Raw genomic sequence first — 26554 nt, forward strand, 5'->3', positions numbered from 1 at the left:
AGGGTTGGCAGGGGAGTGCGCGATTTGCCTTGGCCTGCGTGCATCGCGCCTTTTATAGCGGCGCCGATGAATGGGCAAAATAATCAAATGAGCGCTGAGGGCACGGCCGAGAGCCGGTTGGCGCATGTGCGGGACAGCATCAGCAGGGTCGAGCGCGTCGCGGGTCGTCCTGCGGGGTCGGTGACGCTGATCGCCGTCAGCAAGACGCATCCGGCCGAGGCGGTGCGCCCGCTTATCGAGGCCGGGCAGCGCGTGTTCGGCGAAAACCGCGTGCAGGAAGCGCAGGCCAAATGGCCGGCGCTGCGCGAGGCTTATCCCGACATCCGCCTCCACCTCGTCGGCCAGCTTCAGTCCAACAAGGCGGAGGATGCCGTCGCGCTGTTCGATGCCATTCACGGCGTCGACCGCGCCTCGCTGATCGCGGCGCTGGCCAAGGCCATGGACAAGGCGGGCCGCCGGCCGGACTGCTTCCTGCAGGTCAATATCGGTGAGGAAGAGCAGAAAGGTGGCTGCGCCATCGCCGATGTGCCGGCCCTGCTGGCACAGGCGCGCGCGGCGGACCTGCCGGTCGTCGGGCTGATGTGCGTCCCCCCGGCGAACGTCGAAGCCGCGCCCTATTTCGCCCTGCTCGACAAGCTGGCCCGCGATCATGGATTGCCGGGCCGCTCCATGGGCATGTCCGGCGACTATGAGACGGCAGTGATGCTTGGCGCCACCCATGTGCGCGTGGGCACCGCGTTGTTCGGTGCCCGCGACGCCATGTGACGTCAGCCCGGCCTGCGCTGCGCCTTCACCGCGCCGGCCCACCATTCCAGCTCGTCCGCAAAGCCGGTGAAGCTGCGCACCAGCGCCGCGCCACCCGCGCCGCTCGGTTCGCCGGCCGCATCGAGGCTGTCCGTGATCCCACCGACCGCCACGCTGGCGGGAATCACGGCGATCCCCAGCGTCGTCAGCGTCGGGTGCCAGGCATAGCTGGAGCGCGCGCCCGCCATCCGCCCCGCCGAATAGCTGACAATGCCGGCCGGCCGCCGCCGCCATTCCTGATAATAATGGTCGATGAGGTTCTTGAGGCCCGGCTGCAGACCGGAATTATACTCGCCGGTGACGAACACGAACCCATCGGCCGCGCTGATCTTGTCGGCCAGCGCCGTCATCTCGGCAGGGGCAGTGCCGGGCGCATAATCGGAGAGGCGCTTGTCCAGCATCGGCAGGCCGACCGCCCGCGCATCGATCAGTTCCACTTTATGGCCCCGTTCGGAGAGCGTGCGCACGCAATAGTCCGCAAGCCTGATGCCGGCGCGCGCCTCCCGATAGGATCCATAGAAGACGAGAAGCGAAAGGCTCATATTGTCAGGCTCCGTGGCAATGTCGGCGCGAGCCTAGCAGCCTGTCCCATCCTGCGCGACTGGCGAAACGCCGTATCAGCAGAGGGGGCAGCAGAGATGGAAAGCCCGCCGATCTGCGCTAAGGAAGGCGCATGACACCGCAGGATCTGCCCGTGCCCGTCGACGCGCTGCTCTCCGCCATGGGGCTGGTGGGCATCTTCGTCTTTGCGGCCTCGGGCGCGCTGGCGGCGGCGCGCCTCGGCCAGACCCTCGTCACCTTCGCCTTCTTCGCCATCGCCACCGGCGTTGGCGGCGGCACGGTGCGCGATCTGCTGATCGGCGCGCCGGTCTTCTGGATTCACGATGTGCGCCCGGCGCTCATCTGCCTCGGCGCATCGCTGGTGGTGTGGATGACGCCCGAGCGCTGGTGGAGCGAGCGCGCGCTCGACTGGCTGGACGCCGTGGGGCTGGTCGCCTTCGCCGTGTTCGGCACCGCCAAGGCCATGAGCCTGGACATCCCGCCCTTCATCAGCGCGCTGATGGGCATCATCACGGCCTGTGTGGGCGGCATCATCCGTGATCTGCTGGCCGGCCACCCCTCCATCGTGCTGCGCCCGGAAATCTATGTGACGGCCGCCGCCCTGTCGGCCGGCCTGTATGCCCTGCTGGCCAGCATCGGCATGGCCGCCCCCTGGGCCGCCGTGCTGGCGGTGATCGCCGGCTTCATCCTGCGCGCCGTTGCCATCGTGCGCGGCCTTGCGCTCCCGCATTATCGCACCGGCGACAGCCCGGATCAGGCGGGTGGCCCCTCGGGATAATGCGGCAGATCATCGGCCGATGTCAGCCAGCTCAGCGCGCTTGAGGTCCAGATATGCTCGGTCGGCGGGTAGCGCTCCGGTTCATCCAGACTGCCAATGGCAAGACCGATCACATTGGCCGAGGCGCGCTCCGAGAACAAGGTGGTGCCGCACGCGGTGCAGAAGCCGCGTCGCAACGCCGCCGAGCTGTGATGCCACCCCACCGGGCCTTCAATACGGACGGCATCGAGCGGCACCAGCACCCGCGCATAAAGCGGTGCGCCCGTCGCCTTTTGGCAGAGCCGGCAATGGCAGGCGCGAATGTTGATCGGCGCCGCATCGGTCGCATAGCGGCAGGCACCGCACAGGCAACCGCCGGTGATCGCGTCCGCCATTCTCAGAGCGGCCGCTGCGCAGCGCCAAGGAGGATGCCGAGCCAGCCTGCCTGCTCGCCCGACGTCATGGCGCTGGCGGTCGTAAAGGCGCGGCATTCCAGGCAGTCCGCGCGGATGGACGGCCCCTCGACCAGCCCCTTGAGATCACGCATGATCCGCACGGCAATCTGGCGCTGCTGCCGCGCCGCATAGCTCAGCAGATCGCGCGGCGCGGTGATGGCGGGCGCTCTGGCCTCCCCGCTCATGAACATGCCGAGAAACTGCGCTAGCGAATCCGGCTCGGGGTCGAAATAGCGCGCGCTTGCAGCGTCGCCGCTCAGCTTGGCGCGCCGCGCCGCCTCCGCAACGGCATCCTCGACCCCGCCGAAGCGGTCGACGAGCTTGAGCTGATGCGCCATGCCGCCGGCCCACACCCGGCCCTGCGCGATCTCGTTGACCCGCTGCGGCGTCATCTTGCGGTTGCTGGCAACCAGACCGATGAACTTGCCGTAGATATCCTCCACGCTCGCTTGCGCCAGCGCGTTGAACTCCGGGCTGACCCCGCCGATCACATCCGGCTCGCCGGATAGCGGCGTGGCCTTCACGCCATCGCTGGTGATACCGACCTTGGCGAGCGCATCCTCGAAGCTCGGCAATATGCCGAACACGCCGATCGACCCGGTGATCGTCGCCGGCTCGGCAAAGATCATGTCGCTGGCCGTGCTGACCCAATAGCCGCCGCTGGCCGCGACATTGCCCATCGAGACGATGATCGGCAGGCCCTTGGCCCGCGCCTGCGCCAGGGCGAGGCGGATTTCCTCCGCCGCCGCTGCCGATCCGCCGGGCGAATCGACGCGCAGCACCAGCGCCTTCACCGAATCCTCGGCCACTGCATCATTGATCAGGCTGGCGACGCTGGTCCCGCCGGCTTGGCCGGGCGCCGCTTCGCCATCCACGATTTCTCCGGCGACGGTGACGACGCCGACCTGCCCGCCGCTGCCTTCCTTATGCTTGCGCAAATAGCCCTCGAACGGGATGGCGGCATAATCGCCCGGCCGCGGATCGCTCGCCTCCCCGACGATTTCGGCGACATGATTGCCGAACGTGACCGGATCGCCGAGCTTGTCGACCAGCCCTGCCGCCTGCGCCGCCTTGGCGGTATCGCCGCCATTGGCGCGCAGCAGCGCCAGCGGATCGGCCAGATAATCGCGCACCCGCGCCGCCGGACGCGCCTTGCCGACATGCTCCAGCCAGTCGGACCAGATCGCCGTCACCAGCGCCTCATTGGCGGCGCGCGCCTCGGGCGACTGTTCGGCCTGCGTATAGGGCTCCACCGCGCTCTTGAAGCTGCCGACACGGTAGACATGCGCCTTCACCCCCAGCCGGTCGATCAGGCCCTTGAAGTAGAGATTGCTCCCGCCCGGCCCGGTCACCCCGACCATGCCGAGTGGATCGAGCCACACCTCGCTGGCATGGGCGGCCAGCATATAGCTGGCATCATCATAATAAGAGGCGCGGGTGAGCACCGGCTTGCCCGCGGCGCGCACCTTGTCCAGCGCCTCGCCCACGCGCTGCATCGCGACCTGACCGCCGCCGCCAAAGCCATCCAGATCGAGCACCACGGCCTTGATCGCGCTGTCGCCCGCCGCTGCCTCGATGGCGCGCACCACGTCGCGCAGCCGATACTCGCCCGACCCGCCGGTGCCCGCGACCATCGCATATTGATCGATCGGCCGGGGCTGCTCCACGATCGGCCTGTCCAGCGCAAGATAGAGCGCGCCGCTTGCCGGAAAGCTCTCTTCCATCCGCGCGGCCTTGAGGCCGGCATAGAGCAGCGCGAAGAAGAGGATGAGGAAGAGTAGGACCAGCGCGTCCTTCACCCCCATCATGATTTTCCAGGCAGTTTTCACAAGACTCAGCACGTTGGCGGCTCCTTTGCCGCTTCGCTAGCGCATCTTCCTGCCCGATGCACGTTCCCGTCAGATGCAGCACCTCTGGCGAGCACGCTCACAGGGCGCTCACGGAACAAGGGGTTGTTCTTTGCGGCTTGCGGGAATGTGGATATGCAACAGCCGGGTGGGGGGACGATATGTCAAGTTTTGCTGCATGGATTGGGGATCGGACCTATCGACAGGCGGGCCTTCTGGCCTTTCTAGTTTCTCTCGCGGCCGTGGTCCGACTGTTCTGGATAGAGCATCCGGTTCTTTGGCAAGATGAGATCTTCACCTGGCTCTATACCCGCGAAACTTACGCCCACCACTTCTCGCTTCATCGCACCACGGATGTACATCCGCCGACCTTTACCGTCCTGCTCAAGGCCTGGATATCCGTATTCGGTGACAGCCGCACTGCGATGCGCGCGCTACCGGCGTTCATCGGTGCTCTTTCTGTGCCTGCACTCTTCCTGATTGCGCGGAACTGGCTCGGCCTGCCGGTAGCGATCCTCGCCGGACTGTTTTTCGTTTTTCACCCGCTGAATGTTCATTACACTCGGGAAATCCGCTTTTACGGCGTCATCGCCTTCGCAATGCTGTGGGCGACCTACTTCTATCTCGAGTTGCTCCGACAGCGCGACATGCCGAGGAAGAGACAGTGGCGATGCGCCATTGGCTTTACACTCTTCCTCGCCCTTACATTTTACCTCCAATATGTCTCGCTGCTCTTCATGGTCCTCTTTGGCGCAGCAACGCTTCTGCTGCTGCTTTACGATCGCGACTGGCGACTGTTTTGGCTGCTGAGTGCCTGCATCGCCGTCGCGGCCTTGCTGTGCATTCCACAGTCGGTCCATTTTCTGGGCTACGCGATGACGGAAGGTGCGGTCCGCAACAGCTGGATCGCACCCACGGACGTGAAGGTTTTCTACGAACAGACGATGACGGCCATCGCCTTTCCGGCGCTCGCCAAGATCGTTGTTGTAAGTCTGTATGTCTTCGGGGCCCTGCAACTGTGGAAGCAATCCCCGCGGCTGTTCATCGTCATGATGACCTTTCTGGTGCTGGGGCCACTTCTCTTCGCCTTTGTCGGCGTCTTCAAGCCTATCTACCTCGCACGATCGTTCATGGGCGCTCTTGTGACGTTGCCGATTTTGCTCGCTTTTTCCGTGATGAGCCTGCCGCGCAGCTTGCGCCCGCTCGTGCTTCTCCTCCTCGCGATCGCTCATATCTGGGCGCTTCTGCCTGACTACCCTGCACAGCGCCTGCCCAACCCCGGAGAGGCGATTGCCGCTAAGGCTTCAGGCTGGCGCGGCGCGACCGTCTATTATGATGAGCAGCTCACGCGCGAGCTCGCCGCTTACCGACTCCCTGCCTCGACTTGGCATGTGCTTAGCCGGAGAAGCCCGGAGGCAGATGAAGTCGCAATTGCCAGTCAGCTTAGGCTGTGTGCCGATGCCATCAACAAGTGTCCGCCAACGATCCTGGTTTTTGAACAGCGTCCGCCGTTCGATTCCGATTTGGGCGAGGCTTGGAGCGCCATGGTTACCCGGTTAGCCCGAATTAGCCCGGTCCGGGACGACCGGACCGAGGCTTACCACCGCTTCGTTAGGTTCGAATGATCTGCTGCGTTCAGCCCTTCTTCTTCCAGGTGAAGAAGGCGGACATCACATAATTCCACACCACGCTGACCAGAATGCCTGCCAGAGCGGAGAGTGCCCAGTAGCCATTGTTGACGAACAGCCAGTCTGCCACGCCGACATTCGCCGCAGCACCGAAGGCACAGACGAGATTGAAGGTGATCCAGCCGCGCAGCAATCCCCAGCCCTGCAGGCGCTGGTCGCGGTAGGTGAACATGTTGTTGAGCAGGAAGTTGCTGGTGATGGCGACGAGCGTCGCTGCGGCCTGCGCCACCGCGAAGCTCATGCCCAGCGCCACGAACAGCAGCGTCAGCACGGCAAAGTGGACGACCACGCCGGTGCCGCCAACCATGGCGAAGCTCAGGAAGCGGACGGGCACGATATGGCCCACCGCCTTGTCCATGAGCAGCTGCACATATTCCCACAGCACCAGGCTATCGAGCTTGCTCTCGCCGAACTGGCGCGTGCGGAAGGTGTAGGGCACTTCCGCAACCCGCAGCGGCGTGGGTGCGCTGGCCGCGATATCCAGCAGGATCTTGAAGCCCACGGTCGAGAGATTGGGCAGCGAGCGCATGAAGGCATCCCGCCGCATCATCATGAAGCCGCTCATCGGGTCGGAAATCGGCGTCTTGGTCAGCTTGAGCGCCAGCTTGGTGGCGAACTGGCTCATCCGCTGGCGGCTCTCGCTCCAGTCGCCCATGCCGCCGCCTTCGACATAGCGGCTGCCGACCACCAGATCGACATCGTCCGCCCTGATCCGCTCGAACATGGTCTTGAGCACCGATTCGTCATGCTGAAGATCGGCATCCATGATCGCCACATAAGGGGCGGACGTCGCAAGAATGCCCTCGACGCAGGCGCTCGACAGGCCCCGGCGCCCAAAGCGATGGAGAATGCGCACGCGTGGATCGCGCTGAGCCAGCGCCCGCACCTTGCCAGAGGTATCGTCGGGCGAATTATCGTCCACGAACACCAGTTCCCAGGCGACGCCGGGCAGGGCCTTGTCGACCAGATCGGCGAGCAGGGCCACATTCTGCGCTTCGTTGAAAGTCGGAACGACGATCGCAAGCTCGGCCGGAAGCATCTGCGCCGCGACCGGAGCTTCTGTCATGGTCTGGATGGTCACTCGGAAAGGTCCTCAATGGCTGGCGCGGCGGGTTGACGGGTCGGCGCGGATGCAGGGTCGGGATGATGGTACAGCGTACCGATGAAGGCGAAATTACCGGGACGATCGATTGTTTCCGCCGGGCGCCATCCGGCCGCCGTCAGGGCGGGGACCAAATCCCTCGCCGGCGGGGGCGTCTCCCCCCGCGCCAAGGCGCGCAGGTCGTTGTGGCTTATGAGTTCGACATGGCTGACCAGCAATGTCGCGCGGTCGGCCAGCGCCGTCAGCGGCTGCGGCGGCCCACCCGGATCGCCGCCGCGCGTGATCCGAATCGCGGATTGCCCGTCCGCCGTCAGCAGCCATTGCGGCAGATCGTCGCGATGGGTGCGATAGAGCGGGAAATAGGCCCATGCCCAGGCATCGCCAACATGCAGCACAGCGAGCGGCTTCTCCGCCTTGGCCACCATGGCCTCCAGCGTGCGCGAAGGCCCGTGGATGAACCAGTCGGCCCGCACCAGGAACATGACCAGCGCCGCCGCACTGCCAATGACCAGCAGGGCGGTGCCTGCGTGGCGAACCCAGTCGGCGATCCGCCCGCGCTTCGCAATGGCCCCGTCAGCGGCGAGCGCGAGGATCACCGCGAGCGGCGCCAGCATCCAGATATTATAGCGCGGCGCGAGCGCATCGAATTGCGAGACCAGCAGCGCCGCCGCGATGGTCACGATCATGCCCGCGGCCAACGTCAGGATCAGGCCGATGACCGGATCGTGGCGGATGGCTGTTCCGCGTGTCGCAACCTGCCCACCAAGGCCGACTGCCGCGACGAGCAGAAGGATGGCGCCACCCGCAAAGCACAAGGCGGCCACCGGCAGATCGACCAAGGTTGCGCCACTCACCAGCATCTGCGCCAGAAAGGCCGCGATATCGCCCAGACCGACGCCGCCGGCCGGCGCGGCGGAACCGGGCGCCGGCGAACTCAGATTGGCCGCACCCAGAACGAAGGGCGCCAGTCCTGCCCACAGCAGCAACAGCAGCGCATAGGCCAGCACCACCCGCACGGCGGCGCGCATAGTCCGCGCATCGATGAAGATGGCCAGCGTATAGGCCGATGTCGCAACGATGCCGAAGAAGTGCGTGTAGCCGCTCAGCACACCGAGCAGCACGAACAGGCCCAGCCGCCGCACGCTTTGCGCCACGTCGCCGCGAATCACCATCGCCGCCTGCGCACAACTGATAGCGAGAAGGATGGGATAGGCGCGGATTTCGACGGCCATGGAGACCAGGCGGGGGGAAAGCACCAGCAGCAGCCCGGCAATCAGGGCCGCGCGCAACCCGTAGCGGGATGCCAGCGCGCGCATCAGGATCAGGATGCCGCCGGCCGTGATCGCGGCATGATAAAGCCGGAACGCCAGTTCATTGGCGCCCCACAGGTGCCAGCCGATCATATCGATAAAGTAGCTGAGCGGCGGCATCCGGTCGTCCGGCACGCCGAACCCGGCATCATAGCCGCCGGCCAGCCAGGAGAGCAGCGTGCCGGGCGCGAGGGTGACGCCGGACATCTGGGTCGTCTCGTCGATCCAGATATTCTGGAGGCGCGCGAAGAGGACTGCCGCGATGGCAAAAATCACGAGGACGGGCGTGGCCGCAAGCCAAAGCCGTCCTGCACCGCTGGACCCCTGCTTCATTGATTCCCCACGTCCCACAGGCCCGCCGGCCCGCATATCAGATCATCATTCAGCCAGCCGCTAGCACCGGCAGCCTAATTTTACGTCAACTGGCGTGCGCGCCATGGCCGAGCGCGAGATACTCCAGCGACTGCATTTCCATCAGGCGGGAGACCGTCCGCTCGAACTCGAACTTGCCATCCCCCTGCGGATAGAGATGCTGCGGCAGGGCGTCCGCACCGGCGATCAGCTTGACCTTATGCTCGTACAGGGCGTCGATCAGCGTAACGAAACGCGCGGCCTCGTTGCGGTTTTCCGGGCCGAGCACCGGAATGCCGACGATGATGACGCTGTGGAAGCGCCGCGCAATGGCGAGATAATCCGCCGCGCCCCGCGCTTCTCCGCACAGGCGCTTGAAGGAAAACACCGCCACGCCCTTGAGGCTCTTGGGCACATGCAGGCTGCGCCCGCCGCCGACGCTCAGTTCCTCGCTCGGCACATTGGCGCTGTCTTCGGGCGGATAGTCCGTCAGGCGGAAGAAGATTTCGCGTAGCTTGGCGGTGGTCTCATCGCCATTGGGGACATGCCAGATGTCCATGCCGCCCAGCCGATCCAGCCGATAATCGGTCGGCCCGTTGAGCGGCACCACGTCGAGCCGCGCCTTGAGCAGATCGATAAAGGGCAGGAACAGCTCGCGGTTGAGCCCATCCTTGTAGAGATCGTCGGGCGCGCGGTTGGAGGTGGCAACCAGCGTCACCCCGGCATCGAACAGCGCGGTGAACAGGCGGGACATGATGGCGGCATCCGCCATGTTGTTGACCACCATTTCATCGAACAGCAGCACCTTGGCCTCGGCCGCGAGTTGCGCGGCGACGGGCGCAATCGGGTCGCCGCTCTCGCTCTCGCGCACCGCACGCAGCCGCGCATGCACATCGAGCATGAACTCGTGGAAGTGGATGCGGCGCTTGGCGGGGCCATCCAGGCAATCGCGCATCAGGTCCATCAGCATGGACTTGCCGCGCCCGACGCCACCCCAGAGGTACACGCCGCGGATCGGCTCGGGCGCCTTGCGGAGCATCCGCCAGAGCACCGAGCCTTTCTTCGGCGCGGCTTCCAGCTCCTGCTGCAGCCGGTCGAGCCGGATCGCGGCAGCGCGCTGATCCGGATCGGGTTTCAGCTCTCCAGCGGCGATAAGGTCGTCATAACAGGAGAGCAGGCCACTCATGCGTCGCGCGGGGAGGCCTCCGCCGGGGCGCTGTGCTGCACGCGCGGCTGCATGATCTCATATTTGGGCAGCGCCGGGTCGAAATAGTCCCAGGCCACGGCATCCTTCATGTAGATGACGCTTTGCGGCGAAACGCGGTCGGGCTCATCGAGAGACCCGGCCTGCACCATGATGAACTCGCCCGGCAGCGTGCCGGATGTGAAAATCCGTCCGCCGCATGTTCCGCAGAAATGCCGCGTCACATCCCCGCCGGTATCGCCATGGTTGGTATAGGTCTTGGGCGTGCCCTCGATGGCGAGCTGGCTGTTATGAATGCCGATGATCGTGGTGTGGCCGGTGCCGGTCGCCTTCTGGCAATCCTTGCAGCAGCATTGGGACACCCACAGCGTCGGCCCGGTCAGCTTGTAGCGGAGCTCTCCGCACAAGCAGCCGCCATCCAGAACTTCGCCTTCCTTCACCATCGCCGATCTCCGAATTGTCGTTGTCTCGGTCGACTGTGACGTCAAATCGCGCGTTCGACCATCATCTTTCGCGTCTCGGCAATGGCCTTGGCGGGCGACAGCCCCTTGGGGCACACATTGGCGCAGTTCATGATGGTGTGGCAGCGATAGAGGCGGAAGGGATCTTCCAGATCATCGAGGCGCTCACCGGTCATCTCGTCGCGCGAGTCGGCCAGCCAGCGATAGGCTTGGAGCAGGATCGCCGGGCCAAGGAAGCGATCGGAATTCCACCAATAGCTCGGGCAGCTGGAGGAGCAGCAGGCGCACAGGATGCACTCGTAGAGCCCATCCAGCTTCTCGCGATCCTCAGGGCTCTGCAGCCGCTCCTTGCCGCTCGGCGGCGGGGTGACGGTCTGCAGCCAGGGCTTGATCGAGCTGTATTGCGCATAGAAATGCGTGAAGTCCGGCACCAGGTCCTTGATCACGTCCATATGCGGCAGCGGCGTGATGCGGACCTCGCCCTTGCAGTCCTCGATCGCGGTCGTGCAGGCGAGGCCGTTCTTGCCGTTGATGTTCATCGAGCAGGAGCCGCAAATGCCCTCGCGGCAGGAGCGGCGGAAAGTCAGCGACGAATCCTGCTCGCCCTTCATCTTGATGAGCGCGTCGAGCACCATCGGCCCGCATTTATCGAGATCGATCTCGAACGTGTCGTAGCGGGGGTTCTCGCCGCTATCCGGATCGTAGCGATAGACCTTGAACTTCTTGACGTTCGTGGCGCCGTCCTGCGCCTTGTGCACGGTCCCGTTCTTGCGAACGACGCTGTTTGCGGGGAGGGAGAATTCGGCCATCGTCTGTTTCCTGCCGCCTGCTGGCTGATCGGGCGCTTGATGCCGCGCCGCAATAAAAGCAATGCGGCGTCCTAGCGCGTGTGTCCGCGCGGCTCAAGCACCGAGCGGAGGCCACGCGAAATTGCTTGTCACCGCCGCCACTCTGCATCCAAACACCCCGCCAGACGTTCCCGGCGAGCATGACGGTCACAATGAGCGACTCCCTCTTCATCTATAATGAGCGCAGCGGCACATGCGATCCTGCGCTGGTGTCCGCGATCCAGGCCGCGTTCGCGCAGGCCGGCCGGCCCATCGGCACCGCCCGGCCCATCGACGACGGCCCGCTGCCAGACGCCGCGCAGGCCCGTGAGCGCGGCATCGGCCTCGTCATCATACTTGGCGGGGATGGCTCTCTTGCCTCCACGGCGCAGGCGCTCGCCGGCTGGGATGGCACCCTGCTCGCGCTGCCCGGCGGCACGATGAACCTGCTGGCTCACCGGCTCCACGGCAATCTCGATCCGCTCGCCATCGCCAAGGCCTATCTGGCGAACAAGGGGACCGTGATGGCCGTGCCGGTGATCGAGGCAGACGAGATCACCGCCTATACGGGCATCATCGTCGGCCCCACGGCCGCGTGGGGCAATGTGCGCGAGGCGCTGCGCAATCATGATCTCGCCGCGCTGGCGGAAAAGGTGCCGGAGGCCATCACCGCCACCTTCGAGGCCCCGGCCGTCTCCCTCGTCGGCGATCCGCGCGATTATCCCGCGATCTTCGTCGAGCCGGCCAAGCAAGGCCTGCATGCCTATGGCGTGCTTGCCCGCAACGCCGGCGAACTGTTCGCGCATGGCTGGGCCTGGCTCTCGGGCGATTTCCGCAATGGGCCATCCGAATCGCTCGGCGCCGCCGATCATCTGGAGATAGAAAGCGCCGGCAAGACGCTGGACCTGCTCGTCGATGGCGAGAAGGCGACCACCAAAGCGCCCTTCAACCTCCGCAGCGCCCAATCGGGCGTGCGCTTCTTCGCCGCACAGGGGGACGCAGGCTGGCGCTGAGCCATAGCGCCGCCGCCCGCCGTACGACATTTCTCCCCCTCAAGCCCCGCGCCGGGCTCTTCCCACCAGCCCGCGGACATGCTGAAATGCAGCCATGTCCATGCTCACGCGCCTGCTCACCGCCGCTCTGGCTTTCTCCGCGACCACCGCGCTGGCCGAACCGGCCGACCCCGCCGATCCCAATCTGCCGCGCCTCAAGAAGGTGCTCGCCGCCACGCCGCTGATCGACGGGCATAATGACTGGCCCGGCGCCATCGCCGGCCATGATGGCGATGCGCGCTGGTCGGTGGACCTCACCCGGCTGAACACAGAGGATTTCGATACGGACATCACCCGGCTGCGGCAGGGCATGGTCGGCGGACAATTCTGGTCCGTCTATGTCCCCGCGACGCTGCCGCCGCTGGAACAGGTCAAGAAGACGCTGGAACAGATCGACCTCGTGAAATCCATCGTGCGCCGCTACCCGGCCGAGTTCACGCTCACGCGCACCGCCGCGCAGGTCCGGGCCGCGCACAAGGCCGGGCGGATCGCCTCGCTGATCGGCGCGGAAGGCGGCGGCCAGATCGACGAGAGCTTCTCGGTCCTGCGCGCTTATGCCGAGCTGGGCGTGGGCTACCTCACCCTGACGCACAGCCGCACCATTGCCTGGGCGGACAGCGCCACCGACGATCCGGCCCATGGCGGGCTCACCCCGTTCGGCGTGGCGGTGGTGCGTGAGATGAACCGGCTGAACATGCTGGTCGATCTCAGCCATGTGAACGAGGACACGATGCTGGACGCGATCGCCGCCAGCCGCGCGCCGGTCATCTTCTCCCATTCCAGCGCACGGGCGCTGTGCGATCATCCTCGCAACGTCTCGGACAAGGTGCTCAAGGAGGTCGCGCGCACCGGCGGCATCGTCATGGTCGCCTTCGCGCCCAATTATATTTCGGAGCCGCGCCGGGTGTGGGGCGTGCAGCAGGGCGCCCAGCGCGCGCTCTACAACCAGCCGCCGCTCAACGGCCTCTATATCGGCCAGCCGGACCGGGCGAAGGCCGCCATGGAAGCCTGGCTCGCCGCCAATCCCGAGCCGCGCGTGACGGTGCAGATGGTCGCCGACCATATCGATCATATCGCCAAGGTCGCCGGCTATGATCATGTCGGCCTTGGGGGCGATTATGATGGGCTGCCGGCCCTGCCGGACGGCATGACCGGCGTTGAAAGCTATCCGCCACTGCTGCTGGAGCTGATGAAACGCGGCTGGAGCGATGCCAATATCGCCAAGCTGGCCGGCGGCAACATCCTGCGCGTCATGGAACAGGCCGAGAAGGTCGCCGCCTCCCTGAAGGACGAACCACCCGCCACCGGCACGCGCGAGGCGATGGACGCCGCGCCGAAGGGCTAAGCCATCCCCTCAATTCACCCCCTCAATTCACAGGCGCGCGCCGCCTGTAACTCAGCGCTTCCGCCACATGCGCCCGCCCCACGGTCTCCGCGCCTGCCAGATCGGCAATGGTGCGGGCGACCCTGAGCACGCGGGTATAGCCCCGCGCGCTCAGCTTCATCGCGGCGGCAGCCTGCGCGAGAAGATCGCGGCCCGGCGCGTCCGGCGCGGCATGGGCATCCAGCGCATCGCCAGTCAGTTCCGCATTGGTGCGCGCGCCACCGCTTGATGCCGCGCGCGCCGTCTGGCGGGCACGGGCCTGCGCGACGCGGGCGGCGACCTCCGCCGATCCCTCGACCGGGGGCGGGAGCAGCAGATCCGCCGCGGAAACCGCGCCGACCTCCACATGCAGATCGATCCGGTCCAGCAGCGGTCCCGAAACCTTCGCCTGATAATCCCCCGCACAGCGTGGCGCCCGCGAGCAGGCCAAAGCGGGATCGGCGAGATGCCCGCAGCGGCAAGGATTCATCGCGGCAATCAGCTGGACCCGCGCCGGGAAGGTCACATGCGCATTGGCGCGCGCGACGCTGACCTCGCCCGTCTCCAGCGGCTGCCGCAAACTATCCAGCACCGCGCGCTGAAATTCGGGCAGCTCGTCCAGAAACAGCACGCCCAGATGCGCGAGGCTGACTTCCCCCGGCTTCACCCGCAGCCCGCCCCCGACCAGCGCCGCCATGGAGGCACTGTGATGCGGCGCGCGATAGGGGCGGTTCTGGCTGATCCGCCCGCCCGAGAGCGTACCGGCCACGGAAGCGACCATGGAAACTTCCAGCGCTTCGGCCGGGGTCAGCGGCGGCAATATGCCGGGCAGACAACTCGCCATCAGGGATTTGCCCGCGCCCGGCGGCCCGACCATCACCAGATTATGGCCACCGGCCGCCGCGATCTCCAGCGCTCGCTTAGCGACCTCCTGGCCCTTCACTTGCCGCAGATCCGGCCCCGGCACAGGCGGTTCGACCGTGCCGGGTGCCGGGCGCGGCAGCACCGTCGCGCCCTTGAGATGATTGATGAGACCGAGCAGATCCGGCGCAGCCAGCACGCCTTCGGAGCCTGCCCAGGCAGCCTCCGACCCCTGCGCCGCCGGGCAGATCAGCGTCTTGTCCGCCTGCGCCGCATGGAGCGCGGCCAGCAGCACGCCCGGCACCGGCGCGATGCGCCCGTCCAGCCCCAGCTCACCCACGACGAGATGATCGGCCAGTTGCTCGGCATCGACGACGCCCATCGCCCCCAGCAGGGCCAGCGCGATCGGCAGATCGTAATGCGAGCCTTCCTTGGGCAGGTCCGCCGGTGAGAGATTGACCGTGATGCGCTTGGGAGGCAGCGAGAGGCCGATGGCGGCGATGGCATTGCGCACGCGCTCGCGGCTTTCCGCCACGGCCTTGTCCGCCAGCCCGACGACGATGAAGTTCGGCAAGCCGGAGACAAGCTGGCACTGCACCTCGACCGGCCGTGCCTCCAGCCCGAGAAACGCCACCGTTTCCACCGTCGCAACCAAGACTTGCCCCCTCTTTGTTCCCCTCCCTGTCTATGTCGGGTCAACGGGGCAAAGTCGAGCCGCTTTCGTCGGGCTGGTAGCGCGGCGGCAGGTTGAACAGCGCCGCGAAGCGCGCCTCCAGCGCCGCATCGCCACTCACGCTAAGCTCGCCCGTCTCGGCAAGCTGGTCGACGGGCATCTTGCCGTAGAAGCGCTTGGCAAGGCCGCGCGCGCTGCCCTCATAGGCGAGGTCCGGCGCCGAGACCTCGCCGGCTTCGACATGATAAAGCCCGCGATCCAGACTGGCGCGATAGGGCGTGCCGTCAATGCGAAAGCCGACCTGCAGCACCATCTCCGCCGCCGCTGCCCGATCCAGATTGACCTTGAAAGAGAGCATCATCGCCGTGCCGTTGAGCGGCAGCATCCGGTCATGCGTCGGCGAGCGATAGGCCCATTGCGCCATCGCCAGCACCATCGGCTCGGCCTCCTTGCCCCATGGCGTCAGGCCATAAACCTGCACATTGGCGGGCGGCGGCAGGCGCAGACGCTCGACAATGTGGCGCTCCTCCAGCTCGGTCAGGCGCTGGGTGAGCACATTGGCGCTCAGCCCCGGCAAGGCCGCGCGCAAATCGGAAAAGCGACGCGGCCCAAGCAGCAATTCTCGGACGACAAGCAGCGCCCAGCGCTCGCCGACCAGATCGAGCCCGTGCGCGAGGCCGCAGGCGTCGTCAAACCGGCGCTTTTGCGGCGGCTTCGCCTCGTGAGTTATTTTTTCTAACTCCATGGTTGCAACATTTAAGTCTGTGGGTCAGGATCGTCAAGGCGAACCGAGTCGGTCGGCTCGCTACCGGAGAGGAAACGCGCTGCCCATGGAACGGATGATTTTCGTCAATCTGCCAGTGACCGATCTGTCGAGATCGATGCACTTCTATGAGGCGATCGGCGCCGTCAATGTGCCGGAGTTTACGGATGACAGCGCCGCCATGATGCGCTTTTCGGACGCGATCTGCGTCATGCTGCTCACCCGCCCGCGCTTCTCGAGCTACACCGACCGGGAGATCATCGACGCCCACCGCAGCGCGCAGGCGGCCTTTGCCCTGAGCGAGCAAAGCCGTGAGGCCGTGGACGATATGGTCCAGCGCGGCGCCGGCAGCGGCGGTCTCGCAGATCCCAACCCCATGCAAGACCATGGCTTCATGTACGCGCGCAGCATCGCCGATCCCGATGGGCACATCTGGGAGCCGGTATGGATGGACATGAGCGCAATGCCTGAGCCTGCCTAATTGCCACACGACGGAGACACGCCATGTCCTTTCAGGCCTATCTCGATACCATTCGGACAAAGACCGGCCAGTCGCCGGACGATCTGCGCGCCTATGCCGCCTTTCACGGCTTTCTCGATGACGAGAAGAGACTGAAGCCGGACGTGAAGGCCGCGACGCTGATCGCCAGTCTCAAGCGCGATTTCGATCTTGGCCGGGGCCACGCGATGGCCGTCTACGCCCTGCTCAAGGGCATTCGCAAGGAAGGCGATTGAGCGCGCCCATCGCCTCAGCGCATCCGATGAGAGGAGTTCACCATGCCGCAGAAGACTGATGCGCCGATCGAGGTCACTGCATTTTCATGGGTGCCGCCGTTCGCGCGCGGCCATGTCCGCGATCTGCGGGTGCGCTGGGCGCTGGAGGAGGCAGGCCTCGATTATCGCACCCGCCTGATCAGCGCCATCGACCGGCCGGCGGACTATTATCGCGAGCAGCCCTTCGGCCAGGTGCCGCATTATCGGGAAGGGGATGTCGCCCTGTTCGAGAGTGGCGCCATCGTCCTCCACATCGCCGAGAAGGACGAGCGGCTGATGCCGCGCGATCCCGTCGGGCGGGCGCGGGCGATCACATGGGCCGTCGCCGCACTCAACAGCATCGAGCCGGGCATCATGCATCTGGCCGATATCGACCTGTTCTGCGCCGGGCAGGAGTGGGCGAGGCTGCGCCGCCCGGATGCCGTCAAGCAGGTGGAAGGCCGCCTCGACCGGCTTGCCGCAGCGCTGGGCGACAAACCCTGGCTGGAAGAGCGCTTCACGGTCGGCGACCTTCTGATGGTCGAGGCGCTGCGCAATCTCTCGCCGGATCGCCTCGCCATACCGGACGTGCTGACCGCCTATGTCGCGCGCGGCGAGGCGCGTCCCGCATTCAAGGCCGCCATGGCGGCGCAAATGGCCGACTTCATCTCCGATGATGCGGTCCAATCAGAAGGAGTATCCGCATGACCTATATCGATGGCATTCTCGTGCCGGTGAAGCCGGGCCGCAAGGCGGACTATCTGGAGATCGCCCGCCGGGTCGATCCACTCTTCATCGAATATGGCGCGCTGCGCGTGGTGGAGGGCTGGAATGACGATGTGCAGCCCGGCAAGACCAACGATCTGCGCACCGCCGTCATGGCGGAAGAGGGCGAGGACGTCGTCTTCTCCTGGATCGAGTGGCCGGACAAGGCGACCCGCGATTCCGGCTGGCAGAAGCTGATGGCCGACGAGCGCATGGCGCACGCCCCGGAGGACAATCCAATGGTCGGCCCGCGCATGATCTACGGCGGCTTCACCGTGATTCTGGACGAGCGCAAATAGCATTGGCGGGAGGAGGCGGCCCCATGACCAACAGGCAGGGCGAATTCATCTGGTACGAGCTGATGACCACCGATCTGGAGGCCGCCCGCGCCTTCTACGGGGCCGTGGTCGGCTGGAGCATCGCGGAGCGAAGCGACATGCCGGGCATGGACTATCGCATGATCCGCGCCGCCGATGGCGAGGTCGGGGGCATGATGGCGCTGGATGCCGAGATGATCGCCGGCGGCGGGCGCCCGATCTGGCTCGGCTATATCGGCGTCGATGATGTCGATGCGACAGCGGCGGCGATCCTGGCCATGGGCGGTCGCCTCTACGTGCAACCGCAGGACATCCCCGGTGTCGGCCGCTTCGCCATGGCGGCCGACCCGCATGGCGCGCCCTTCTATATCATGCGCGGCAGCGTCGAGGGTGGCGTCAGCCGCGCTTTCTCGCCGCAAGCGGTGGGCCATTGCGGCTGGAACGAACTATCCTCGCCGGACCAGCCGGCAGCGCTCGCCTTCTATACAGGCCTGTTCGGCTGGACCAACCCCTCCGCCATGCCGATGGGGCCGATGGGCGACTATCGCTTCCTGTCCGTCGGCGATCTGCCCATCGGCGCCAGTCTGGAACAGAAAGACCAGCGGGCCGAATGGCGCTTCTATTTCCGCGTACCGTCCATCGCGACCGCGATGGAAGCCATCACAGCCCATGGCGGCACCATCACCACAGGCCCCCATGAGGTCCCCGGCGGTGACTGGGTCGTCATGGGCACCGATCCGCAGGGCGCGCGTTTTGCGCTTGTGGGCGGTCGATAAGGAGAGCGGAGATGACCAGCGCGATCACGCCCTGCATCTGGATGGACGGGACAGCCGAGGAGGCCGCGACCTTCTACGTCTCGCTCTTCCCGGATTCCCGCATCGACCGGATCGTCCGCTATGTCGATGACTCGCCCTTCCCGCCCAATTTCCCCGCCGGCACGGCCATGCTCGTGCTGTTCACGCTGAGCGGCCGTCCCTTCTCCGCATTGAACGGCGGGCCGATGTTTCCGCAGACCGAAGCCGTGTCCTTCGTCATCCCCGTCGAGGATCAGGCCGAGCTGGACCGCGTCTGGACCGCACTCATCGCGGATGGCGGCGCGGAAAGCATGTGCGGCTGGTGCAAGGATCGCTTCGGCGTCTCCTGGCAGGTCGTGCCGCGCCGGGCGCTGGAGATGCAGGCCAGCGACGACGCAGACGCCGTCCGCCGCATGAGCAGCGCGCTGATGACCATGCACAAGATCGACATCGCCACGCTCGAAACCGCCTTTTCCGGAGACTGACCCCGTGAGTTACATCCTCTTTGCCCATCCCTTCTCCAGCTACAGCTGGAAGGCGATGATCGCGCTGCACGAGAAGGAACTGCCCTACACGCTGCGCAATGTGGAAGACGAAGGCGTGATGGACGCGCTGCGCGACCAGTGGCCGCTCGGCAAGTTCCCGGTGCTGATGGATGAAGACACACCGGTGATCGAGGCGACGACGATCATCGAATATCTGGACCTGCGCCACTATGAGCGCGCGCCCTTGATTCCCGCCACCGCCCATGATGCGCTGGATGTGCGGTTCATGGACCGCGTGTTCGACAATCATGTGATGACGCCCGTTCAGGCGGCGGTGACCGAGGCCCTGCCCCACCTCATCGGCGCGAGCGATCCGGTGCGCACCCAGCGCGCGCGAGACGCGCTCGAGACCATTTATGGCTGGCTGGAAACGCGGCTGACCGGGCATCTCTGGGCCTCGCCGCAAGGGTTCAGCATGGCGGATTGCGCCGCCGCGCCGGCTCTGTTCTATGCCGATTGGGTCCACCCGATCGGCGAGCGCTATCCGGAAGTGCGCGCCTATCGCGGGCGGCTGAACGAGCGCCCGTCGGTTGCCCGCTGCATCGAGGGCGCGAGGCCCTATCGCCATTATTTCCCGCTTGGCGCGCCGGACCGGGATTGAAATCCTCTAACCATCGGCCGGCTGCCGAGGGGTCACGCTCCCACGCTCCCCCCGGCCTGTGGCCCCTGTGTGTCATGCGGAGCGCGTGGCGATCAGCGCTGGCTCGCGATCCGGGTTTCGCCGCCCTTGCTGATCTGCACCGAGTCCCCCGCGCCTTCGATCCGCGCGCCGGCATAGCTCAGCTCCTTCTCGGTCACGCAAACCCGGCGGGACATGCGCGTGCCAGTCGTCGCCTGCTGCTTGAAGCAATAGAAGGTCTGGTCGCCACGCTTCAGCACCTTGGCCGGAATCTGATAGGTGGTTTCCGCAGCAGGCGCGGCCAGCGCCGGCTGGGCCAGCGGCAGGATGGCGATAGCGGCAGCGGCGGCGATCAGATGAAATTTGCTCGACATGTTGGTTCTCCCTACTGAATTTTTTCAGTCCCGAATGACTGACACACAAGGCTTTGCACTTTGCGTGCCAAATCATAAAAACACCTCTTTTCAGTATGTTGAAAATCGGGAGGCTCAGCGCCGTCAAAAGCCCCCTCCCACAGGTTGGTTATTCGTTCAGATAGTTGGCGAAATTCACCATCGCGCACCGAGCGCCGTATCGAGAGCACGCTATTTTGTTTGCGCGTCATCCGCTCTACGCTCACCGCCGCAAACAGAATGGTGGGCACACACCCCGTGAGGAGAGCCAGATGATGAGGATGACGAAGGCGGCGTCGAACGCGCCCGCCAAGGCCCGCGAGGCACGGCGCTGAATGGTCTGGCCGCACAGCTTCACCGATCTTCGAGACGCCGCCCGCCGCCGGCTACCGCGCTTCCTGTTCGATTATGTCGATGGCGGGAGCATCGACGAGCTGGCCCTAGCGCGCAACAGCGCCGCCGTTCGCGCCGTCACCTTGCGCCAGCAGGTGCTGAACGACGTCTCGGCATCCGATCTTTCGACCACCTTGTTCGGGCAAAAGCTCGCCATGCCCCTGATGCTCGCGCCGATCGGCATGGGCGGATTGCTGGCGCGGCGCGGCGAGGCGCAGGCGATCCGTGCCGCCCATGCCAACGGCGTGCCGATGGTCGCCTCGACCGTGACGGTCTGCTCGGCCGAGGAAATCGCCGGCACCGGCCTGCCCTTCTGGTTCCAGCTCTACATGGCGAAGGATCGCGCGTTCATCGCCGACCTGCTGGCCCGGGTGAAGGCTCTGGGCTGCAACACGCTGTTCATGACCGTCGACCTGCCCTTGCCCGGCCCGCGCTGGCGCGACCAGCGCTCGGGCCTCTCGGGACCGCCCGGCCTGCGCGGTCAGGCCCGGCGCTGGCGTGAGATCCTTGCCCATCCCGGCTGGGCCTGGGATGTCGGGCTGCACGGCCGCCCGCATACACTCGGCAATCTGGTGCCGATCATGAACGGCAAGGTGCGCATGGGCGATTTTCTGCGCTGGAGCGGCCAGAACTTCGATCCGTCCGTCACCTGGAAGGATCTGGCATTCATCCGCGAGCATTGGTCCGGCACGCTGGTGCTCAAGGGCATCATGGACCCGGCCGACGCGGTCCGCGCGGCGGAGATCGGCGCGGATGGGATCGTCGTCTCCAACCATGGCGGCCGCCAACTCGATGCCACGGTGGGCACCGCGCAGGCGCTGCCGGACATCGTGGCAGCGGTGGGTGACCGCCTCACCGTGCTGATCGATGGCGGCATCCGCAACGGCCTCGATGTGCTGCGCATGCTGGCGCTGGGTGCCAAGGGCGTCATGATCGGCCGCCCCTGGGCCTTCGCCCTCGCCGCCGGGGGCGAAGCCGCTGTTTCCCGGATGCTCGCGCAATATGCGCTCGAACTGCGCTCCGGCCTCGCGCTCACCGGCTGCGCCCGCGTGGCGGACGCCGGGCCGCATTTGCTCGACAAGCGGGGCGGATACTAGCAACCTTATTAAGCCCCTCCTCTTCAGAGGAGGGGTTGGGGTGGTGCGACGACTTCGCCGTCATTCAAGCCTGCGCGATGCTGGCGCATCGCCACCACCCCCGCCCCCTCCTCTAAAGAGGAGGGGAGAACATAGCCTCCTCGTCAGGCCGCCTGTTCAAGGGCGGTCGAACCGCTTTCGAGCAACATCGTCGCCGCCGCCGTGTTCGAGATGGGGATGTGATAGTTCCGGCTGACCTCGGCCACATCCTCGCCCAAGGCCCCGCGCGCCGCGATCCAGTTGACGATCTCGATGCCCTGGCTGCCGGCTTCCTCAACGATATCCAGCGCGCTGATTTTCGTCAGCGCATCCGGATCGGGGCCGAGATTGTCCATGCAGAACTGGTCGTAGCGCTGGTTGATGAAGCCGGCGCGTTCCCCGTCCAGCTGGTGGGAGAGTCCGCCGGTGCCGAACACCACGATCCGCTCATCGCCCTGCCAGCTGCGCAGCGCCTTGCCGACCGCGCGACCCAGCGCCAGGCAGCGCTTGGGGCTCGGCAGCGGATGCTGCACGGTGTTGATGGCGATGGGCACGATGCGCACCGGCCACTGGCCGCCGCCGGGCCAGGACAGCTGGAACGGCACGACCAGCGCATGATCCACCAGCATCGACTGGCAGGTCGTGACGTCGAATTCGTCCTCCACCAGTCCCTCGATGATGTGCCAGGAGAGGGCAGCGTCGCCCTTGAACCCGTTCTGCACCGGCAGGCCCCAGCCCTCATCGGCATTGTGATAGCTGTCCGCCGCGCCCACCGCGAAGGTCGGCATCTTGTCGAGGAAGAAGTTGAGGCCGTGGTCATTGTAGAAAACTACGGCAACGTCCGGTCTGGCGGTTGCAAGCCAGCGATGGATCGGCTTGAACCCATCGAAGAACGGGCTCCAATAAGGGTCCTGCTCCTGACCGCGCGCAATGGCGCCGCCGATTGCCGGCACGTGGCTGGTGAAGATACCACCGAGAATATGCGCCATGGCTCAGGCCTCCTCTTGCTGATGGGCTGCGTCGAGCAGCATTTGACGGAAAGCCTCGACACTCATGCCGGTCTGCTGCGCCCCCACATCCTGCACGTTGAGGCCATAGATGCCGGCCAGCTTGGCGAGATAATAGATGTTGCCGCCCGCCTCGATCATCTGGAGGACGTTGCGGGCGCGGACCGCCTCGCGCTGCTCTTCGGTCAGATGGAAGCGCTCGAAATAGGCTTCCTCGTCCGCCTGATAGGCGGCGCGATTGGCCGCATCGTTGAACGAAAAGCACATGGCGTTCAGCGCGAAGCCGCGCGCCGCCGCATCACCGTCGAAGACCGGCGTACCGGGAATGATTCGTTTGGCGGTCGTTCCCGCCTCGATCGTTTCGATCGCACCCATTGATCCATGCTCCTGCTTCAGGACTGGATCCGTCACTGCGCTCCCCGCGCTGGGCAGACATTGACCTTGATCAAGCAGGGGATGTTGGGTCGAGCAGTGGTTCGTCGTCACAGCGGCCCTGCCGCTCGGGGGTCACCAGAAAGCGCGGCGATTAAGCTCGTGACCGAAGGCAAGCAGGGCGACGCCGAGCAGCGTATAGGGCGTCTCGCCGGCCCAGCCATGCGGCAGGCTGAGCGCCCCGGCCATGATGCCGAGGCCGAGCGCGCCGACCGCGACCGGCAGCGCCATGCCATGCTTGAGCGCGCCGTGGCCGAGCGCCAGCGCGCCGAGCACCATGGCGATCATCAGGCCGGCTTCGTGGATGATCTCCGCCTCGAAAATGCCCGCAACCGAAGACAGCACGCCCACGGCAATCGCCGTCGTCAGGCAATGCACGGCGCACAGGCCGGACAGGCCGATGGCCAGCCGGTCGAGCTGTGGCATTGTCCACATCCGGGGTGCGGTGAGCGTTCTCATTGCAAGGGCCATACGCCCCCTCGCGGGAAGATACAACATATCCTTTGCCTCCGGGTGAGGCCTTTATGCGGGGGGCTTGCTTCCGCCGATCCCGCGGCGCATGGGGACCGGATGGCTGAACTTGCGCACTCGTCCTCGCCCGGTGCGCCCGCGGTCAGCGGGCGCCATCTTGGCCGTCCCGCCACGCTGGCACGCTGGCTGTTCGTCGTCGCGGGCCTGATTCTCTTCATGGTGGCGGTGGGTGGCATCACCCGCCTGACCGAATCGGGCCTCTCCATCACCGAGTGGAAGCCGGTGACCGGCACCCTGCCGCCCATGAACGAGGCGCAGTGGCAGGAAGAGTTCGACCAGTATCGCACCAGCTCACAATATGCGCTGATGAACAAGGGCATGACGCTCGAAGCGTTCAAACACATCTATTTCTGGGAATATTTCCACCGGCTGGTCGGCCGCATCATCGGCCTTGCCTATGCCGTGCCGCTGGCCTGGTTCGCGCTGCGTCGCGCTATTCCGCGCGGCTTCGGTGTCCGCTTGCTGGTGCTGCTGGCGCTGGGCGGCGCCCAGGGGGCCGTCGGCTGGCTGATGGTGAAGAGCGGCCTTGTCGACCGGGTGAACGTGCAGCCGGCGATGCTCGCCGCGCATCTGGGCATGGCACTGATCCTGCTCGGCGCCGTGGTGTGGACCGCCTGCGACTTCCTGCGCCTGGCCCGGCATGGTGCCGCCAATCCCGCCAGCGCCACCACTCCCGCCAGCCTCGCGCCGCGACGGGCCGTGCCGACATGGGCGGGCACCATCCCCGTGCTCATCCTCTTCATCCAGTTGCTGCTCGGCGCGCTCACCGCCGGTCTGCGCGCCGGCTATGTCTCCAACACATGGCCGATGATGAACGACCGCTTCGTGCCTGACGGAATCGCATGGTGGGGGTCGCTGTGGATGACGCTGACCAGTGACCCGTTCCTCGTCCACTTCCTCCATCGCTGGTGGGCCATGGTCGCGGCGGGCGCCATGCTGTGGATGGCCGGGCGCCTTCATGCCCAGGGCGCGCTTCGCCTCTCTTATGCGCTGACCGGCGCCACGCTGGTGCAGGTGATGCTCGGCATCGGCACTGTGCTGACCGGCGTGTCGCTGCACATTGCCGTCACGCATCAGGTCACCGGCGCGCTGCTCCTCGCCATCGCGGTCGCCGGCGCGCATCGGATCGGCCAGCGGGATCGCGAATCGGATCTCGCGCCTGCGCGCGCATGAGCGAGATCGCTCTGGTCTACGTGCCTTATGGTTCGCGCGCCGAGGCTGAAGCGGCGGGCCGCCAGATGGTGCAAGAGCGACTGGCCGCCTGCGCCAATGTGCTGGGCGAAGGTTGCTCGATCTATCCGTGGGATGGCGTCATCGAGCAGAGCGCCGAAACGGTGGTGCTGTTCAAGACCGCGCCGGACCGCTGCGCGGCGCTCATGACCGCCATTGCGCAGGCCCATGCCTATGATCTCCCCGCGATCCTCACCTGGCCCGCGCACACCACCGCGGCCTATGCGGCCTGGGTGCACGAAAAAACCCGGCCTGACGCCCGTCTGGACTGATAGGGCATCCTGATACCCGTCAGCAAGGGCGTGCTTTTTCTTGACTCTCCGCCCCCTCATCGCCATTGGGGCCGCGCGGGCGGTGCCTTTTCCGGGGCGCCGCTGTTGTTATTTTCTGGATACTCATTCCTGGAGGCAAGAGGCCATGAAGGCGCTCATGAAGACCACCAAGCCGGCAACCCCGGCCACGGTCGAGAAGAAATGGTTGCTGATCGACGCCGAGGGTCTCGTCGTTGGTCGCGTCGCGAGCATCATCGCGAACATCCTGCGCGGCAAGCACAAACCCAGCTTCACCCCCCATGTCGACTGCGGTGACAATGTCATCGTGATCAATGCCGACAAGGTGAAGTTCACCGGCAACAAGCTGACCGACAAGCGCTATTACAAGCACACCGGCTATGCCGGCGGCATCAAGGAGACCTCTCCGCAGAAGGTGCTCGAGGGTCGTTTCCCCGAGCGCGTGCTGGAGAAGGCCGTGGAGCGCATGATTCCGCGCGGCCCTCTCGGTCGTCAGCAGATGCGCAACCTGCGCGTCTTCGCGGGCAGCGAACATCCGCATGAAGCCCAGAACCCCGAAGTGCTCGATGTTGCGGCGATGAACCGCAAGAACAAGGTTGGTGCCTGATGTCCGATACCGTCAACTCGCTGTCCGATCTGCAGGACCTCACCCAGGGTAACGCCGATGCGCCCGCCGCCACCGACGCCGTGCAGGCACCCGTGAAGGTGTCGAACGCGCCGCTGCGCCAGCAGGAGCTGGACAAGCAGGGCCGCGCCTACGCCACCGGCCGTCGTAAGGATGCCGTCGCCCGCGTGTGGGTGAAGCCCGGCACCGGCAAGATCACGGTCAACGGCCGCGATCAGGAAACCTATTTCGCACGTCCCACGCTGCGTCTCGTCATCAACCAGCCCTTCACGGTCACCGACCGCACCGGCCAGTATGACGTGATCTGCACCGTGAAGGGTGGCGGTCTTTCCGGTCAGGCCGGCGCCGTGAAGCACGGCATCGCGCAGGCGCTCAGCAAATATGAGCCCACGCTGCGCGCCGCCGTGAAGGCAGAAGGCTTCCTCACGCGCGACCCGCGCGTCGTCGAGCGCAAGAAGTACGGCCGCGCCAAGGCTCGCCGCAGCTTCCAGTTCTCGAAGCGCTAAGAACGTCGGCGTCGTTTCGCGGAGCAGACCATGGTCCGGCTCCGCGGACGCGCAGAAGCTTCAGAATTTCCCGTCCGGGATCGGAACAAGGGCTGCTCTTCAGGGCGGCCCTTTTCTTTTGGACGCGTTGTGGGCGCAGCGCTCATAGGTTCACGCGCGAC

General features: G+C 65.8%; 32 protein-coding genes. 17 read left to right on the forward strand and 15 right to left on the reverse strand.

Translation table 11 applies throughout. The annotated features are described in order from the left end of the window. Positions 1 to 87 precede the first annotated feature (87 nt). Positions 88 to 765, forward strand: a complete 678-nt coding sequence (locus M2334_RS00230) for a YggS family pyridoxal phosphate-dependent enzyme (protein WP_264604520.1) — start codon at positions 88 to 90, stop codon at positions 763 to 765. A 2-nt stretch (positions 766 to 767) separates the two neighbouring features. Here the strand turns inward: M2334_RS00230 and M2334_RS00235 are convergent, their stop codons facing one another. Beyond that, entirely contained in the window at positions 768 to 1346 is a 579-nt protein-coding gene (locus M2334_RS00235) for an NADPH-dependent FMN reductase (RefSeq protein ID WP_264604521.1), read from the reverse strand. A 131-nt stretch (positions 1347 to 1477) separates the two neighbouring features. Here M2334_RS00235 and M2334_RS00240 point away from each other — a divergent pair, with 131 nt between their 5' ends. Further along, positions 1478 to 2143 (forward strand): trimeric intracellular cation channel family protein, encoded by a 666-nt coding sequence (locus M2334_RS00240; protein ID WP_264604522.1) that lies wholly within the window; start codon positions 1478 to 1480, stop codon positions 2141 to 2143. Here the strand turns inward: M2334_RS00240 and M2334_RS00245 are convergent. Both M2334_RS00245 and sppA read right to left on the reverse strand, forming a co-directional pair. Further along, entirely contained in the window at positions 2119 to 2517 is a 399-nt protein-coding gene (locus M2334_RS00245; RefSeq protein WP_264576930.1) for a GFA family protein, read from the reverse strand. The two genes, M2334_RS00240 and M2334_RS00245, sit on opposite strands and share 25 nt — an antisense overlap. A 2-nt stretch (positions 2518 to 2519) precedes the next feature. Then, positions 2520 to 4415, reverse strand: a complete 1896-nt coding sequence (sppA, locus tag M2334_RS00250; protein ID WP_413716453.1) for a signal peptide peptidase SppA — start codon at positions 4413 to 4415, stop codon at positions 2520 to 2522. A gap of 170 nt (positions 4416 to 4585) precedes the next feature. On the opposite strand from sppA, the gene M2334_RS00255 reads away from it, so the two are divergent. Beyond that, positions 4586 to 6049, forward strand: a complete 1464-nt coding sequence (locus M2334_RS00255; RefSeq protein ID WP_264604524.1) for a glycosyltransferase family 39 protein — start codon at positions 4586 to 4588, stop codon at positions 6047 to 6049. A 10-nt stretch (positions 6050 to 6059) separates the two neighbouring features. Here M2334_RS00255 and M2334_RS00260 read toward each other — a convergent pair whose 3' ends face one another. From M2334_RS00260 to M2334_RS00280, 5 genes are all read right to left on the reverse strand, one after another. Then, positions 6060 to 7178, reverse strand: a complete 1119-nt coding sequence (locus tag M2334_RS00260; protein WP_413716454.1) for a glycosyltransferase — start codon at positions 7176 to 7178, stop codon at positions 6060 to 6062. A gap of 11 nt (positions 7179 to 7189) precedes the next feature. Continuing rightward, positions 7190 to 8800 carry a hypothetical protein gene (locus tag M2334_RS00265; RefSeq protein ID WP_264604525.1) on the reverse strand — a complete coding sequence of 537 codons (1611 nt, stop codon included), beginning with the start codon at positions 8798 to 8800 and terminating at the stop codon, positions 7190 to 7192. A gap of 142 nt (positions 8801 to 8942) precedes the next feature. Beyond that, the gene (gene zapE, locus M2334_RS00270) at positions 8943 to 10061 is read right to left on the reverse strand and encodes a cell division protein ZapE (protein WP_264604526.1); all 1119 of its coding nucleotides are present in this window, start codon (positions 10059 to 10061) and stop codon (positions 8943 to 8945) included. Then, positions 10058 to 10522 carry a GFA family protein gene (locus M2334_RS00275; RefSeq protein ID WP_181560956.1) on the reverse strand — a complete coding sequence of 155 codons (465 nt, stop codon included), beginning with the start codon at positions 10520 to 10522 and terminating at the stop codon, positions 10058 to 10060. The genes zapE and M2334_RS00275 overlap by 4 nt, the downstream gene beginning before the upstream one ends. A 41-nt stretch (positions 10523 to 10563) precedes the next feature. Beyond that, positions 10564 to 11349: a succinate dehydrogenase iron-sulfur subunit gene (locus M2334_RS00280; RefSeq protein ID WP_264571563.1), complete on the reverse strand. Its 786-nt coding sequence runs from the start codon at positions 11347 to 11349 to the stop codon at positions 10564 to 10566. A 191-nt stretch (positions 11350 to 11540) separates the two neighbouring features. Here M2334_RS00280 and M2334_RS00285 point away from each other — a divergent pair, with 191 nt between their 5' ends. Both M2334_RS00285 and M2334_RS00290 read left to right on the forward strand, forming a co-directional pair. Then, on the forward strand, positions 11541 to 12380 hold the full coding sequence (locus M2334_RS00285; RefSeq protein ID WP_264604527.1) for a diacylglycerol/lipid kinase family protein: 840 nt from the start codon (positions 11541 to 11543) through the stop codon (positions 12378 to 12380). Positions 12381 to 12474: 94 nt separating this feature from the next. Next, a complete protein-coding gene (locus M2334_RS00290; RefSeq protein WP_264604528.1) occupies positions 12475 to 13764 on the forward strand; it encodes a dipeptidase in 1290 nt (429 codons plus the stop codon). Between the two features lie 22 nt (positions 13765 to 13786). Here M2334_RS00290 and M2334_RS00295 read toward each other — a convergent pair whose 3' ends face one another. Beyond that, entirely contained in the window at positions 13787 to 15298 is a 1512-nt protein-coding gene (locus tag M2334_RS00295; RefSeq protein WP_264604529.1) for a YifB family Mg chelatase-like AAA ATPase, read from the reverse strand. A 40-nt stretch (positions 15299 to 15338) separates the two neighbouring features. Next, on the reverse strand, positions 15339 to 16061 hold the full coding sequence (locus M2334_RS00300; protein ID WP_264604530.1) for a winged helix-turn-helix transcriptional regulator: 723 nt from the start codon (positions 16059 to 16061) through the stop codon (positions 15339 to 15341). Between the two features lie 85 nt (positions 16062 to 16146). Here M2334_RS00300 and M2334_RS00305 point away from each other — a divergent pair, with 85 nt between their 5' ends. The 7 genes from M2334_RS00305 to M2334_RS00335 are packed head-to-tail and all read left to right on the forward strand — an operon-like array spanning position 16147 to position 19854. Then, complete coding sequence (locus tag M2334_RS00305; RefSeq protein ID WP_264571581.1) at positions 16147 to 16560, forward strand: VOC family protein; 414 nt, start codon at positions 16147 to 16149, stop codon at positions 16558 to 16560. A 23-nt stretch (positions 16561 to 16583) separates the two neighbouring features. Beyond that, entirely contained in the window at positions 16584 to 16814 is a 231-nt protein-coding gene (locus M2334_RS00310; protein ID WP_264571582.1) for a DUF4287 domain-containing protein, read from the forward strand. Between the two features lie 42 nt (positions 16815 to 16856). Further along, the gene (locus tag M2334_RS00315; RefSeq protein ID WP_264604531.1) at positions 16857 to 17540 is read left to right on the forward strand and encodes a glutathione S-transferase family protein; all 684 of its coding nucleotides are present in this window, start codon (positions 16857 to 16859) and stop codon (positions 17538 to 17540) included. Further along, on the forward strand, positions 17537 to 17896 hold the full coding sequence (locus tag M2334_RS00320; RefSeq protein ID WP_264604532.1) for a DUF1428 domain-containing protein: 360 nt from the start codon (positions 17537 to 17539) through the stop codon (positions 17894 to 17896). The genes M2334_RS00315 and M2334_RS00320 overlap by 4 nt, the downstream gene beginning before the upstream one ends. A 23-nt stretch (positions 17897 to 17919) precedes the next feature. Next, positions 17920 to 18690, forward strand: coding sequence for a VOC family protein (locus M2334_RS00325; RefSeq protein ID WP_264593494.1), 771 nt, complete (start codon positions 17920 to 17922; stop codon positions 18688 to 18690). Positions 18691 to 18701: 11 nt separating this feature from the next. Beyond that, complete coding sequence (locus M2334_RS00330) at positions 18702 to 19193, forward strand: VOC family protein (protein WP_264588228.1); 492 nt, start codon at positions 18702 to 18704, stop codon at positions 19191 to 19193. A 4-nt stretch (positions 19194 to 19197) separates the two neighbouring features. Continuing rightward, the gene (locus tag M2334_RS00335; protein ID WP_264588227.1) at positions 19198 to 19854 is read left to right on the forward strand and encodes a glutathione S-transferase family protein; all 657 of its coding nucleotides are present in this window, start codon (positions 19198 to 19200) and stop codon (positions 19852 to 19854) included. Positions 19855 to 19946: 92 nt separating this feature from the next. Here M2334_RS00335 and M2334_RS00340 read toward each other — a convergent pair whose 3' ends face one another. Together M2334_RS00340 and M2334_RS00345 are read right to left on the reverse strand one after the other, a co-directional pair. Next, a complete protein-coding gene (locus M2334_RS00340) occupies positions 19947 to 20246 on the reverse strand; it encodes a hypothetical protein (protein WP_181560968.1) in 300 nt (99 codons plus the stop codon). Positions 20247 to 20257: 11 nt separating this feature from the next. Further along, positions 20258 to 20515: a hypothetical protein gene (locus M2334_RS00345; RefSeq protein WP_264604533.1), complete on the reverse strand. Its 258-nt coding sequence runs from the start codon at positions 20513 to 20515 to the stop codon at positions 20258 to 20260. An 84-nt stretch (positions 20516 to 20599) separates the two neighbouring features. Between M2334_RS00345 and M2334_RS00350 the strand changes: the two genes are divergently transcribed. Continuing rightward, a complete protein-coding gene (locus M2334_RS00350) occupies positions 20600 to 21754 on the forward strand; it encodes an L-lactate dehydrogenase (RefSeq protein WP_264593495.1) in 1155 nt (384 codons plus the stop codon). Positions 21755 to 21897: 143 nt separating this feature from the next. Here M2334_RS00350 and M2334_RS00355 read toward each other — a convergent pair whose 3' ends face one another. From M2334_RS00355 to M2334_RS00365, 3 genes are all read right to left on the reverse strand, one after another. Next, on the reverse strand, positions 21898 to 22761 hold the full coding sequence (locus M2334_RS00355; protein WP_264571590.1) for a class III extradiol dioxygenase family protein: 864 nt from the start codon (positions 22759 to 22761) through the stop codon (positions 21898 to 21900). Positions 22762 to 22764: 3 nt separating this feature from the next. Then, positions 22765 to 23154, reverse strand: coding sequence for a protocatechuate 4,5-dioxygenase subunit alpha (locus M2334_RS00360; protein ID WP_181560971.1), 390 nt, complete (start codon positions 23152 to 23154; stop codon positions 22765 to 22767). Positions 23155 to 23286: 132 nt separating this feature from the next. Further along, the gene (locus M2334_RS00365; RefSeq protein ID WP_181561562.1) at positions 23287 to 23646 is read right to left on the reverse strand and encodes a MerC domain-containing protein; all 360 of its coding nucleotides are present in this window, start codon (positions 23644 to 23646) and stop codon (positions 23287 to 23289) included. 135 nt (positions 23647 to 23781) lie between these two features. Here M2334_RS00365 and M2334_RS00370 point away from each other — a divergent pair, with 135 nt between their 5' ends. The 4 genes from M2334_RS00370 (at position 23782) to rpsI (ending at position 26393) form a co-directional block, all read left to right on the forward strand. After that, entirely contained in the window at positions 23782 to 24915 is a 1134-nt protein-coding gene (locus M2334_RS00370) for a COX15/CtaA family protein (RefSeq protein ID WP_264604534.1), read from the forward strand. Further along, positions 24912 to 25244, forward strand: a complete 333-nt coding sequence (cutA, locus tag M2334_RS00375) for a divalent-cation tolerance protein CutA (protein ID WP_264593497.1) — start codon at positions 24912 to 24914, stop codon at positions 25242 to 25244. The genes M2334_RS00370 and cutA overlap by 4 nt, the downstream gene beginning before the upstream one ends. Positions 25245 to 25389: 145 nt before the next feature. Continuing rightward, positions 25390 to 25869 carry a 50S ribosomal protein L13 gene (gene rplM, locus M2334_RS00380; RefSeq protein ID WP_181560974.1) on the forward strand — a complete coding sequence of 160 codons (480 nt, stop codon included), beginning with the start codon at positions 25390 to 25392 and terminating at the stop codon, positions 25867 to 25869. Next, positions 25869 to 26393, forward strand: coding sequence for a 30S ribosomal protein S9 (gene rpsI / locus M2334_RS00385; protein ID WP_264571594.1), 525 nt, complete (start codon positions 25869 to 25871; stop codon positions 26391 to 26393). The genes rplM and rpsI overlap by 1 nt, the downstream gene beginning before the upstream one ends. The last annotated feature ends 161 nt before the right edge of the window (positions 26394 to 26554 follow it).

The organism is Sphingobium sp. B11D3D, assembly GCF_025961755.1.
Lineage (GTDB): Bacteria > Pseudomonadota > Alphaproteobacteria > Sphingomonadales > Sphingomonadaceae > Sphingobium.